The sequence below is a fragment of the Gaetbulibacter sp. NE genome (assembly GCF_025548475.1).
Taxonomy (GTDB): domain Bacteria; phylum Bacteroidota; class Bacteroidia; order Flavobacteriales; family Flavobacteriaceae; genus Gaetbulibacter_B; species Gaetbulibacter_B jejuensis.
This window is the reverse complement of sequence record NZ_JAOQHY010000005.1, coordinates 63019-75431: the sequence shown is the minus strand read 5'-3', so window position 1 is coordinate 75431 and position 12413 is coordinate 63019. Positions and strand designations below refer to the sequence as shown.

The 12413-nt window shown below is 32.0% G+C and carries 15 protein-coding genes; 10 read left to right on the top strand and 5 right to left on the bottom strand.

Translation table 11 applies throughout. The annotated features are described in order from the left end of the window. Positions 1-3 precede the first annotated feature (3 nt). Both OD803_RS08040 and OD803_RS08035 read right to left on the bottom strand, forming a co-directional pair. Positions 4-951, bottom strand: coding sequence for a glycosyltransferase family 2 protein (locus OD803_RS08040; protein ID WP_131508424.1), 948 nt, complete (start codon positions 949-951; stop codon positions 4-6). Between the two features lie 44 nt (positions 952-995). Further along, positions 996-1526 carry a DUF4199 domain-containing protein gene (locus OD803_RS08035; RefSeq protein ID WP_262733046.1) on the bottom strand — a complete coding sequence of 177 codons (531 nt, stop codon included), beginning with the start codon at positions 1524-1526 and terminating at the stop codon, positions 996-998. A gap of 163 nt (positions 1527-1689) precedes the next feature. Between OD803_RS08035 and OD803_RS08030 the strand changes: the two genes are divergently transcribed. The 3 genes from OD803_RS08030 (at position 1690) to OD803_RS08020 (ending at position 3595) form a co-directional block, all read left to right on the top strand. Further along, positions 1690-1941: a type B 50S ribosomal protein L31 gene (locus OD803_RS08030; RefSeq protein WP_129761299.1), complete on the top strand. Its 252-nt coding sequence runs from the start codon at positions 1690-1692 to the stop codon at positions 1939-1941. Between the two features lie 137 nt (positions 1942-2078). Continuing rightward, positions 2079-3254 (top strand): GlmU family protein, encoded by a 1176-nt coding sequence (locus OD803_RS08025; protein ID WP_262733045.1) that lies wholly within the window; start codon positions 2079-2081, stop codon positions 3252-3254. Between the two features lie 11 nt (positions 3255-3265). Next, on the top strand, positions 3266-3595 hold the full coding sequence (locus OD803_RS08020) for a hypothetical protein (RefSeq protein WP_262733044.1): 330 nt from the start codon (positions 3266-3268) through the stop codon (positions 3593-3595). Here OD803_RS08020 and OD803_RS08015 read toward each other — a convergent pair. After that, positions 3582-5216: an ABC transporter substrate-binding protein gene (locus OD803_RS08015; RefSeq protein ID WP_262733043.1), complete on the bottom strand. Its 1635-nt coding sequence runs from the start codon at positions 5214-5216 to the stop codon at positions 3582-3584. The two genes, OD803_RS08020 and OD803_RS08015, sit on opposite strands and share 14 nt — an antisense overlap. Before the next feature lie 44 nt (positions 5217-5260). Between OD803_RS08015 and mtaB the strand changes: the two genes are divergently transcribed. The 3 genes from mtaB to OD803_RS08000 all read left to right on the top strand — a co-directional run bounded on the left by mtaB (position 5261) and on the right by OD803_RS08000 (position 7710). Beyond that, complete coding sequence (gene mtaB, locus OD803_RS08010) at positions 5261-6592, top strand: tRNA (N(6)-L-threonylcarbamoyladenosine(37)-C(2))-methylthiotransferase MtaB (protein ID WP_129761303.1); 1332 nt, start codon at positions 5261-5263, stop codon at positions 6590-6592. Between the two features lie 93 nt (positions 6593-6685). Next, a complete protein-coding gene (locus OD803_RS08005; protein WP_262733042.1) occupies positions 6686-7168 on the top strand; it encodes a hypothetical protein in 483 nt (160 codons plus the stop codon). Between the two features lie 113 nt (positions 7169-7281). Then, positions 7282-7710, top strand: coding sequence for a hypothetical protein (locus tag OD803_RS08000; RefSeq protein WP_262733041.1), 429 nt, complete (start codon positions 7282-7284; stop codon positions 7708-7710). A 55-nt stretch (positions 7711-7765) separates the two neighbouring features. Here the strand turns inward: OD803_RS08000 and OD803_RS07995 are convergent, their stop codons facing one another. Beyond that, complete coding sequence (locus OD803_RS07995; protein ID WP_187347861.1) at positions 7766-8062, bottom strand: N-acetyltransferase; 297 nt, start codon at positions 8060-8062, stop codon at positions 7766-7768. A 161-nt stretch (positions 8063-8223) separates the two neighbouring features. On the opposite strand from OD803_RS07995, the gene OD803_RS07990 reads away from it, so the two are divergent. The 3 genes from OD803_RS07990 to cls all read left to right on the top strand — a co-directional run bounded on the left by OD803_RS07990 (position 8224) and on the right by cls (position 11410). Next, positions 8224-8886: an alpha/beta hydrolase gene (locus OD803_RS07990; RefSeq protein ID WP_129761305.1), complete on the top strand. Its 663-nt coding sequence runs from the start codon at positions 8224-8226 to the stop codon at positions 8884-8886. Positions 8887-9017: 131 nt separating this feature from the next. Beyond that, the gene (locus OD803_RS07985; protein WP_262733040.1) at positions 9018-9956 is read left to right on the top strand and encodes a lytic transglycosylase domain-containing protein; all 939 of its coding nucleotides are present in this window, start codon (positions 9018-9020) and stop codon (positions 9954-9956) included. Then, positions 9956-11410, top strand: coding sequence for a cardiolipin synthase (cls, locus tag OD803_RS07980; RefSeq protein WP_262733039.1), 1455 nt, complete (start codon positions 9956-9958; stop codon positions 11408-11410). Before OD803_RS07985 ends, cls begins: the two co-directional genes overlap by 1 nt. A gap of 3 nt (positions 11411-11413) precedes the next feature. Here the strand turns inward: cls and OD803_RS07975 are convergent, their stop codons facing one another. After that, a complete protein-coding gene (locus tag OD803_RS07975) occupies positions 11414-11992 on the bottom strand; it encodes a DUF2892 domain-containing protein (RefSeq protein WP_131508440.1) in 579 nt (192 codons plus the stop codon). A 168-nt stretch (positions 11993-12160) separates the two neighbouring features. On the opposite strand from OD803_RS07975, the gene rpmH reads away from it, so the two are divergent. Beyond that, a complete protein-coding gene (gene rpmH / locus OD803_RS07970) occupies positions 12161-12322 on the top strand; it encodes a 50S ribosomal protein L34 (RefSeq protein WP_129761309.1) in 162 nt (53 codons plus the stop codon). Positions 12323-12413 lie beyond the last annotated feature (91 nt).

Here is a 12413-nt window from a genome sequence, read left to right as displayed (position 1 = left end):
GGATTATAAATTTAGTTCATCCTTAACCAAATAGCGTTTTTTGTCTTGCTTACTTCTTAAAATAATCTCACCTAAAAACCCAGCAACAAAAAACTGTGTTCCAATAATCATTGTGGCTAGTGAGATGTAAAATTGTGGTCGTTGGGTTATGAGTCGACCTGTTGGGTTTAAAAAGAGTTTATCTATTCCTAAGTATAACGCAAACCCAAAACCAATGGCAAACATAATCACTCCAAGAGCGCCAAAAAGATGCATAGGACGTTTACCAAAACGCGATAAAAACCAAATGGTGATAAGGTCTAGAAAACCATTAATAAAACGTTCCATTCCAAATTTGGTTTCGCCATATTTTCTGGCTTGATGTTGCACCACTTTTTCACCTATTTTAGTAAAACCAGCATTTTTGGCAAGCACAGGAATGTATCTGTGCATTTCGCCATTAACATCAATATTTTTTACAACTTTATTATTGTATGATTTTAAACCGCAATTAAAATCGTGCAGTTTTACGCCTGATGTTTTTCGTGCAGCCCAATTAAAAAGTTTGGAAGGTAGATTTTTAGAAATTACTGAGTCGAAACGTTTCTTTTTCCAGCCAGAAACCAAATCGTAACCCTCTTTAACAATCATATTGTAAAGCTCAGGGATTTCGTCAGGATTGTCTTGTAAATCGGCATCCATAGTAATTACTACGTCACCTTTTGCTTTTTCAAAACCAGCGTGTAGTGCTTGCGATTTCCCAAAGTTTTTAAGAAATCTAATGCCTTTTACGTTTGGATTTTTATTAGATAACGATGTAATGGTCTCCCAAGAGCCATCAGTACTACCATCGTCAATAAATAGAATTTCATAAGAAAAATGATTGGATTGCATAACATTTGCAATCCAATCATGTAATTCTGTTAAAGAGTCGCTCTCGTTAAGTAGTGGTATGACTACTGATATGTTCATGTAAATGATTTCTATATTCTATCGTTCAAAAATAAAGAAATTATTTAAGCTACGTTAGGATCTTTCTTTTTCATTGACAATGCAACAATTAATCCAATTACTGCGTAGAAAATTAATTGAAAAGCAACCGATTTTAGCTGATTTCCTATAGCAAATTGATTTTGGTCAGCCATTTCTGCAATAGCTTTGTCAATCTCAGATTGAGGAGCTCCAAAATTTTCCATCATTTGTCGAGAAGCTTCAATGACATTTTCTTTTAAAATTTCAGCAGCTTCAGGATCAATAACATTAAATAATAAAACACTCACTGCTGTACTTAAAATAAAGCCTATTGCTATTGTAATGAAATACGAGGAAAATGCTTGTTTAAAAGAAATAAATCCTCCTAAAAGGCTTTTAGATTTTGCTGTAGATACAATTCCAAAAATTAAGATGACCAAGAATAATATGATACCTAACCACCATTTAGTCAACATTTCTAGGTTAACAGCATAAAATAAAACTGTTATTGTAGAAAGAAATAAACCAAGGTATAAGCCATAGTTTATTGATGAAGATTTAATCGATTTTTCCATAAGTTTTAGTTGATTTATTAGTTTATATATCTAATATGTATTCAAAGATAACAAAACGTTACATGAATTTTAAGAAATAAAAAACAATAAAAAGATTGTACAATAATAAAATTTGCTTAAATTTGCACCTCGAAAAAAACGAAACGATAATAAAGCATTAGAGATGAAAAAAGGTATACATCCAGAAAATTATAGACTTGTAGCATTCAAAGATATGTCTAATGATGATGTATTTTTAACGAAGTCAACTGCAGATACTACAGAAACTTTAGAAGTAGATGGTGTAGAGTATCCGTTAGTAAAATTAGAGATTTCTAGAACATCTCACCCATACTACACTGGTAAATCTAAATTAGTTGATACAGCAGGACGTATTGACAAGTTTAAAAACAAATACGCGAAATTCAAGAAATAAATTTCTCGAAAATATATTTATAAAAGCCTTTCAACTACTGAAAGGCTTTTTTATTTTAGGTAATTAAGTTACTTTTGGATAAATGAAAGTTTAGGTTTTAAAAGACAACTCTAAACTTTAAACTTTAAACTTTTATTATGAATTATATTCTTTTTGATGGTCCTTGTCGTAACAGTTTGTTGCCATTTACATATACAAGACCAGTTGCCGATATACGTGTAGGAATTTTAACCATTAGAGAAAAATGGGAAATGTACCTTGGTTATACTACCACAACTTTAACCGAAGATTACTTATCCAATAAATACCCAATGGTTGAAATGGATGAGAATGTAATGATTAATGCATCGTATGTGCCAAACTTTGAGCTTGCAGAAATGGTGAAAAGCCTTGAGGAAAATCAGGCGATTTTTAAGGATGAAGATGTTATTGCATTTTTTACTAAAGACACGCAAGATGATGTGGATTTTGAAAGCTATGAAGCGATTGAGTTTAATGCCGAAGTTATAAAGGTTGAACACACTTGGGATATTTTCTCTAAAAACGGTAATGCTATAGCTGAAGATTTTGAGCTTTTAACAAAAGGTCGAAAATCGCAACCAATACCTGCAAGTAACAATACCATTGAAGCAAGCAACATTTTTATAGAAGAAGGTGCAAAACTAGAGTTTGTAACTTTAAATGCTACCAATGGTCCAATTTACATAGGTAAAGATGCCGAAATAATGGAAGGTAGTATTATAAGAGGCCCTTTTGCGTTATGTGATTATGCTACTGTAAAATTAGGAGCCAAAATTTATGGTCCTACAACGGTTGGTCCACATAGTAAGGTTGGAGGAGAGGTAAATAACTCGGTGATTTTTGGATATTCAAACAAAGGACACGATGGGTTTTTAGGGAATTCAGTTTTAGGAGAATGGTGTAATCTTGGTGCAGACACCAATAATTCCAACCTTAAAAATAATTATGCTGAAGTAAGACTGTGGAGTTATGAAACCGAAGGTTTTGCAAGAACAGGCTTGCAGTTTTGTGGCTTAATGATGGGAGATCATAGCAAATGTGGTATTAACACTATGTTTAATACAGGAACAGTAGTTGGTGTGAGTTCAAATATTTTTGGTAGTGGATTTCCAAGAAATTTTGTGCCAAGTTTTAGCTGGGGAGGAAATAGCGGATTTACAACATATCTAACTAAAAAAGCATTTGAGGTTGCAAAGGTAGTTATGCAACGTAGGTCAATTGAATTTACTCAACAAGATGCTGATATTTTAGAGCATGTGTTTGAAATCACCCAAAAATATAGAACTAAATAAATTAAATATATATGTTAGGAATAGTACTCATCTACTTTATAGGTCGTTACTTTTATAGGTTAGCAGAAGAATACAATAAAAACAAATGGTTGTTTGCCATTATTGGTGTGTTAAGTTATTATGTTGGAACCTTTGTTGGTGGAATAATTTTAGGTGTTTTAGATGGGATTTTCAACATTGGAATGGATTGGGACAATAGCTTAATGCTTGGTCTTTTGGCGTTACCATTTGGAGTGGCAATGGTGTATTTGTTTCACTTTTTGTTAAAACGACACTGGGAAAAAACAACTATCAAACCAGTTGATGAGATTGAAACTATAGGGAAATCTATTGAAGAGTAGTTTTTCTCACCTTTTTTAATTCCAATAAATTAATAGGGTTAATCCCTAGTCCGTTTACATTTTTTCTTGTAAAACGAACGACTTCATCGTAAAACATAACCACAACAGGAGCGTCTTGCATGATTAAACTATCCATTTTGGTGTAAAGTGCTTCACGTGTTTTAGTATTGGTTTCAGTAAAAGCTTGTTCGTACCAAGTGTCAAATAATTCATTTTTAAAATGTGTGTAGTTTGGACCATTAGGAGCAAAATTTTTGCTGTAGTAAAGAGATAGGTAGTTTTCAGCATCAGGATAATCGGCAACCCAACTTGCACGAAACATATCTAATTTACCATTTGCCTTAGCGTCTTTTAAAGTAGCAGCAGGAATAACATCTACATTTACTTGTAGGCCAACTTTTTGAAGTTCACGTTGTATATATTCGCAAAAACTCAAATAATTACTAGTAGTTGTAATGGTAATGCTTGGTTGGGTAATTCCTGTTTCAGCTTTAAAATCATCAATAAGTTGTTTGGCTTTTTCAGGTTGATAACTGTAACCTGTCTGTTCGTTGTAACCAGGTAATCCCTTTGGGATAAATCCACCATTGGCAGGAATACCAATACCATTTCGCAAGTAAGTCATCATTTTATGTCTGTCGAACCCATAATTTACTGCTTGTCGTAATAGTTTGGATTGAATTTCGCTAACTTCAGAATCTAAATAAAACGCTAAATATTCAGTATTAAGATAAGGACCTCTAATGATGTCAACGTCTGTTTTGTATTGATTTCTAAGTTCTCCTTTTGAGGTTAAAATTTCATCTTTATAAGAAGCATCTAAACCAGAGACGTAATCAATATTTCCTTGAGCAAATTGTAAAAATTCACTTTGTTTGTCTGGTAAAAATGTAATAGCAACTGCTTCTAAATACGGAAGTTGGTTTCCGTTTGTATCCTTTTCAAAATACAAATTGTTTTTCCTAAATACGAGTTTAATATTCTCTTCCCAACGTTTAAATTTAAAAGGACCTGTTCCAATAGGATTACTTCTAAAATCAGAACCGTAATGCGCTACAATTTCTTTAGGAACAACCGAACAATATTTCATAGTAAGCAATCCTAAAAAAGCAGGAAAAGGTTGTTTTAGCTGTATTTGAAAAACAGTATCGTTAACCGCTTTAAAATTAGCAACTTTGTTTAATACCCAACTTCCTGGAGAGGCAACTTGTTTGTCTTGTAATCGGTTTAAGCTGTATTCAAAATCTTGAGCAGTAACAGTTCTTGTAGAGTCTTTTCCAAACAACTCGTGCTTGTGAAAATAAACGTCATTTCGTAAGTTAAACGTGTAAGTTGTTGCGCTATCTGTAACAGTCCAGTTTTTAGCAATACAAGGTTTTACGTTAAGGCTGTCATCCATTTGTACCAAACCGTTAAACAATTGGTTGGTTGCCCAAATATCGGCATTGTCTTTTGAAAACGCAGGATCTAAAGAACCAATGTTTTTATGTTCATTGTATCTAAAAACTGAATTTGAATCACTTTGATTGTTGCTTTCACATGAGATTAGAATAAAAATTGCACAACATATTGATATGTAATGTGGTAGTTTTGAGCTACTAAGAAAAAAGCGTTTTACCATTTTATTTATTAGTTGTAAATTTGCAACTTGGTAAAAGTACAAGAATGAACGGAAGAAAAAAAGTAGCATTTTACACTTTGGGTTGTAAGCTTAATTTTTCTGAAACTTCTACTATAGCAAGAGGTTTTAAGGATGAAGGCTTTGATCGTGTTGATTTTTCTGAAACAGCAGATATTTATGTTATCAATACATGTTCTGTAACCGAAAATGCTGACAAACGATTTAAAACTATAGTTAAACAAGCTCAAAAATCTAATCCAGAAGCTTTTGTTGCAGCGGTAGGTTGCTATGCGCAATTAAAACCTCAGGAATTGGCAGATGTAGATGGTGTTGATCTTGTGCTTGGTGCTACCGAAAAATTCAAAATTACCGACTACATTAACGACCTGAGCAAAAATGACTTTGGAGAAGTACATTCTTGCGATATTGACGATGCCGATTTTTATGTTGGTTCCTATTCTATAGGTGATAGAACAAGAGCATTTTTAAAAGTACAAGATGGTTGCGATTATAAATGTACTTACTGTACAATACCATTAGCTAGAGGTATTTCGCGGAGCGATACCATGGATAATGTTATTAAAAATGCTAAAGAAATCTCTGAAAAAGACATTAAAGAAATTGTACTTACTGGTGTTAACATTGGCGATTATGGTAAGGGCGAATTTGGTAACAAGCGTCATGAACATACGTTTTTAGATTTAGTAACCGAACTTGATAAGGTAGAAGGTATTGAGCGTTTACGTATTTCTTCAATAGAACCTAACCTTTTAAAGAATGAAACTATTGAGTTGGTTTCGCAGTCTAGAGCCTTCGTACCTCATTTTCATATTCCATTACAAAGTGGAAGTAACGATATTCTAAAAAAAATGAAGCGTCGTTATATGCGAGAACTTTATGTGGATAGAGTTGCCAAAATACGAGAAATAATGCCTAATGCTTGTATAGGTGTTGATGTTATTGTTGGTTTTCCTGGTGAAACTGATGAGCGTTTTTTAGAAACGTATAATTTTCTGTCCGATTTAGATATCTCGTATCTTCATGTGTTTACATATTCTGAAAGAGATAATACCGAAGCTTCAAAAATGGATGGCGTTGTTCCTAAAAATGTAAGGTCAAAACGTAGTAAAATGTTACGAGGTTTATCGGTAAAAAAACGTAGAGCATTTTATGAAAGCCAAATTGGAACACAACGACAAGTGTTATTTGAAAGCGAAAATAAAGAAGGTTACATTCATGGGTTTACCGAAAACTACGTAAAAGTAAAATCGCCTTGGAATCCACATTTGGTAAATACGATTCACGATGTGGAGCTTACCAAAATTGATGACGATGGTATTGTACGTTTTGATTTGATAAATCAGGAAGCGGTTTAAATACTGTTAATCTTATATTTTTAGCGTTTCATCTAAATTATAACAGCTAACTTGTTAGAGGTTATATATTTACTGCAAATTAATTGGTCCCATATGAAAAGCCTACTCTCACTTGCAGTACTTTGCATTTCGTTTACTACACTATTTTCTTGTTCTAAAGACAGCAATAACGATTCAAACCTTGTTGGTATATGGAAATTAACTAACTATGATATTGGTGTTTCTACTGATGTGGATAAAGATGGAGTAGAGCACAAAAATATTTTAAATGAAATAGTTTGTAGCGTCAATGAAACATTAGAGTTTGAAACTAATAAATCTATGACTTCTAGCGATTCTTTTCATCACGAAGTAAAAGTATCTAAGGTTGATGATTCCTATTTAGTAAATGTTGAATGTAGAGATGGTTATATAAGTTCTATTAATGTGCTTACTGAAGAAGAGTTTACCGAGTACGAATCGTATATTGAAGGTAACCAGCTAACCTTAGTTTATGCAAATGCAGTTAAAGTTTATAACGAAGACTTCACAGAAGTGATTGAAACCAAAGATTTAATAAAAGTTTACACTAAGTAACAACTTGAGAAATATAAAAAGTGTGTTAATCAAATTGTTTTGCTGATTTTCGTGTTCTATATTTCAAGTGAAATTAAAAACTATAGATTATGAAAAAAATTATTTTAAGTATTTTGACTTTAGGAGTACTGACCTTAACATCATGCTCAAGTGATGATGATGGAAGTATTAACATTGAAAATGCTAGTATATCAATTGATAATACCTTAATGGATTTTGATGTTGCAGTACAAAACATACAATCTTTTCGTGTAATGTCATTTTCAAATTCATCTGATGATTCTAAATATTTTATTATAACATTAGAGAGAGATGAAGTAGGAAATGAAGCTGTTGCAAGTGTTAGCTATCTTACTGTTGATGGTACTTATCGTTATGATAAATATACAGTCGATAATCCTGCGACAATTTCAAGTGATATTGAAATTAATACTTCAAATACATTCAAAGGAACATTATCTGGTGTTTTGTCAAAGTATATAGAAGGAGTCGGTTACGAAACGATTACTGTAGAGAGTGGTAATTTTGATGTGACTTTTTAGATGCTTAAAATCGTATAATAAAAAAACCGAAGTAAAGCTTCGGTTTTTTTGTGAGTCATATTCTAATGCCAACTGGTAGCATTTTTTTGTAGCGTCTATTTCTTCTGATAAATTTTGCAATTTCAGGACTTGTAGGAACTACGCTTATATTTCTTTCTTGTATGTTTTCAAAAACAAGTTTTAAAAAATCCTCTTCAAACCCTTCAGAGTTAATACATTCTGGAATTATTAGTTTTGTTAAAAAAATCTTTCGATCTTGGAGTGAATATTCAATTTTTGCTAATTGGTCATCAATTTTTAGCTCAAATTGACGTAAAAAGTCATTGTCTATTAGTTCAGCTGCATCAATCATAATAAATTAATTTTAATCTAAGGTCGGTAAGGATAAAAACTACAATTTGTATAGTTTTGCAATGCAAATTTATAAAAAATATCGCACATATTAAAGTATAGTGATGGTTAAATGCTTATGGAATAATCTATTAAGATTTTTAAAACTACAATAGCTCTAAAATGAAACAAGATATCATACATGTTTACTTTATGCCTGGTATGGCAGCTAACCCATCAATTTTTGAGTATATTAAGCTCCCTGAAGACCAATTTGAAATGCACTGGTTAGAGTGGGTGTTACCTTTAGATAATGAAACTTTGGAAGGCTATGCGAAACGTATGGTAAAAAAGATTGAGCATAAAAATATTGTGCTTCTTGGAGTGTCTTTTGGAGGTATTTTGGTTCAAGAAATGAGCAAATTTATAGACTGTAAAAAAGTAATAGTAGTTTCAAGTGTAAAGTCAAAACACGAGTTACCTAAGCGAATGAAAGTAGCAAAGTTTACTAAGGCTTATAAACTGTTGCCTACACAACTAATGAGTAATGTAGAGCTGTTAGCAAAATACGCTCTTGGTAATACAGTAAAGAAAAGAGTGGAACTGTATAAAAAATACCTTTCAGTAAATGATAAAAAGTACTTGGATTGGGCAATTGAGCAAGTGATTACCTGGAAACAAGAAAAACCACATCCAAACGCTATTTATATTCATGGAAATAAAGACATGGTTTTTAACCATTCGTGCTCTGGAGACTGTATAGTTATTGAAGGAGGAACGCATATCATGATTATAAATAAGTATAAATGGTTTAACGAAAATTTACCAAATCTTATATTAAACTAATTTTGAAAGCATTGTAGATTTCTCTACATTTATAAAAACAAATTTGTGAAATATTCATTGTGTCGAAGCGTTGTAAATGCTGAAAAAATGAACACTTCACCATAAAAACGTCAAACAAATAAGTGTTACTTATGAAAACTTTAAAAAATATATTAGCTGCTGTAGGTTTAATAGCGTTGTCTGGGCTTTTTATTTTTGCAGCCCAAAAATCACCTTCTGATGATACAATACAAGAAGAACAATCAAAATTAATCAACGATTATAATGTGTATGCTTTAGCAGTTCCAGATCATCTGGAGTTTGCAGGTGAAGCTGTTCCATTAGAAGATCCAGATGTTTTAGAGCGTATGGATAGAGAGCTTTTAGTAAATACGTATTGGCAATCTAACGGATTGTTAATGTTTAAGAGAGCTGAAAAATACTTTCCTGTAATTGAGCCTATTTTGGAAAAACATGGTGTTCCTGACGATTTTAAGTATTTAGCAGTTATTGAAAGCGGATTAACAAACGCTGTATCTCCTGCTGGAGCAAGAGGTGTATGGCAAATTATGAAAGCAACAGGAAGAGAGAATGGACTTGAGGTAAATGATAATGTTGATGAACGTTACAATTTAGAAAAAGCTACTGAAGTGGCTTGTAAATACCTTTTAGACTCTAAAGAACGATTAGGGTCTTGGACATTGGCTGCTGCTGCTTACAATGCAGGAAACGCTGGTGTTTCTAGAAGATTAAAAGAACAAGATGTAACGGATTACTACGATTTACTTTTAGGTGAAGAAACAGGGCGTTACCTGTTTAGAATTGTAGCGCTTAAAGAAATTTTAAGCAATCCTAAAAAATACGGATTCAATTTTAAAGAAAACGATTTGTATAAAAATATACCAACCTATAAAGTGTCAGTAGATACTGTGGTGACTGATTTTTCAAGATTTGCAAAACAGTTTGGTATCAATTACAAAATATTGAAAATCCATAATCCTTGGTTGCGCGAAGATCATCTTAACAACGCTTCTAGAAAGCAGTATTTTATTGAAATACCTAAAGAAGGATATTATCCTACAACGCCTTAATGATTGATTTTGTTAAGCACAATTTTTGGAACATTTTAATTGTTCTTAATTATGTTGTGGCAATTTCTGCTGCAATAACTATTCTTCTAAAAAATATTAACCCAACCAAAACCATTTCTTATATAATGGTTTTGGTTTTTTTTCCTTTTTTAGGGTTGTTAGTTTACTATTTCTTTGGGCAAGAATATCGAAAGAACAAAATATTCAACCGCAAACATATTCTAAATAAAAGAGTTGTAAAAAACATTAATAAAGAGTTACAACTTAATAACAAAGAAAAGAGAGAAATTAAGCAAACTCTTGACGAAAAAGTAAAACTTGTAAAGCTGCTTTACAATAGCGAACAGTCGCCTTTAACGCTCAACAACAAAGTTAAACTGATTAAAAACGGAGAAGAAAAATTTAAACTATTACTTAAAGACTTAGAGCAAGCCCAATCTCACATCCACATGGAATACTATATCCTAAAGGATGATAAAATAGGAACACAAGTTTTAGATATATTGTGTGAGAAAGCTATAGAAGGAGTGAATGTAAGATTAACTTTTGACGATGTTGGAAGCAAGCTTTCAAAAGCAATAAAAAAGAAACTTAAAGAAAGTGGAGTAGAGTTTGCGCCTTTTATGCCTGTGTTGTTTCCAAAATTCACAGGAAAGATGAACTACAGAAACCATAGAAAAATTGTGGTTATTGATGGACGTATTGGTTATTTAGGAGGTATAAACATTTCTGATACTTATGTAAACTATGAAACTGATAACTCATATTGGAGAGATACACACCTGAGAATAGAAGGTGAAGCAGTAAAACCGTTGCAGATAAACTTTTTAACCACTTGGAATTTTGTATCTAATATTGATTTGTCAATTTCTAAAACCTTTTTTCCTGAAATAGAAGTTACTGAAGAAGTGCCAGTACAGATTGCAGCTAGTGGTCCAGATACTGATTGGGCAAATATTATGGAGACTATTTTTACAGCTATAGTTACTGCGCAAAAATATGTGTACATAACCACGCCTTATTTTATTCCTAATGATGAAGTTATTACTGCAATGCAAGTAGCTGCAAAAAGCGGTGTAGAGGTGAAATTATTAATTCCAAAACATTCTGACTCTTGGACTGCAGAACACGCTACAAACTCTTATTTGGAGTCGTTATTAGAAGCAGGAGTGGAAATTTATCGATACAAAAAAGGATTTGTTCATGCTAAAACATTAGTTGTTGATGACATTTTTTGTACTGTAGGAACTTCTAATATGGATTATAGAAGCTTTAATATCAATTTTGAAATAAATGCTTTAATCTATGATGAAACACAAAGTAAGGCGCTTAAAAAGTTTTTTAATGATGATATTAAAGATAGCGAACAATTAACTTTACAAAGCTGGCAAAAAAGACCTAGGTTAAGTAGGCTTAAAGAATCTTTTTGTAGGCTTTGGGCTCCTTTATTGTAAAAATTATCTTCTGCTACGTCTGTTTTGTCTAGCCGAAGTAGGTTGACCATACTGCTGTTTAGGAATAGCAGTTTTTTTCATTTGCTGCTTAAACATTTTAATTTGGTCGGTCAACATTCCTCTTTTATCAAGAGTTTCAGCCTCTTTTAATAACATTTGAGCCTCTTGTTTTCTGCGTTTAGAAAAAGCAATTCCTGCTAAGTTTAATTTAGCCATTGCCAAATCATGATCCATAGATAAACCTAGGCTAACCGCCTTTTTAAAGTATTTTTCAGCTTCATTCATATTAGTTTGAGAAACCATAATACCATGTAAATAGTTGTAGTAGCCTTCTTGTTTTTTCACTAAAGCAGCTGAAGGGTTTTTAATTTTATTAAGCCATTTTTTTGCACCATCAAAATCTTGCTTACGAAGTTTTAAAAAGGCTAGAAGAATAAATTCGTTTTTAAAATAAAGGAATACAAAAATAAGTGAAAGTAAAATCAACATAATACCATTACCAATGTAGCCTTCGGTAAATTGATAAACGGCATAACCAATAATTAAAACAGCAATTACTAACTTTATATTTTTATTGTACATATTTTCTATTAAATTTTTGAGTGAGCAAAGTTAGTAAAAACAATTGGAAATATTTTTAACTTTTGATTTGTCAAAGTAAAAAGTCTTTGTATATTTGCAGCCAATTTTGAAACAAACTTCAAAAGTAATTAACGGAAACTAAGATTATTTTTTTAAAGATATAAGACAATGAGTAAAAGAACGTTTCAACCGTCAAAAAGAAAGAGAAGAAACAAACACGGTTTTAGAGAAAGAATGGCTACTGCTAACGGTAGAAAAGTACTTGCTCGTAGAAGAGCTAAGGGAAGAAAGAAATTGTCTGTGTCTTCAGAATCAAGACATAAGAAATAATGATTAACAATTGTTAATATTTTGAGGTGTTACTTAGGTGTAGCACCTTTTTTTGTACCCAATAGATACCTATTTTTGTAAACCAAAAAAA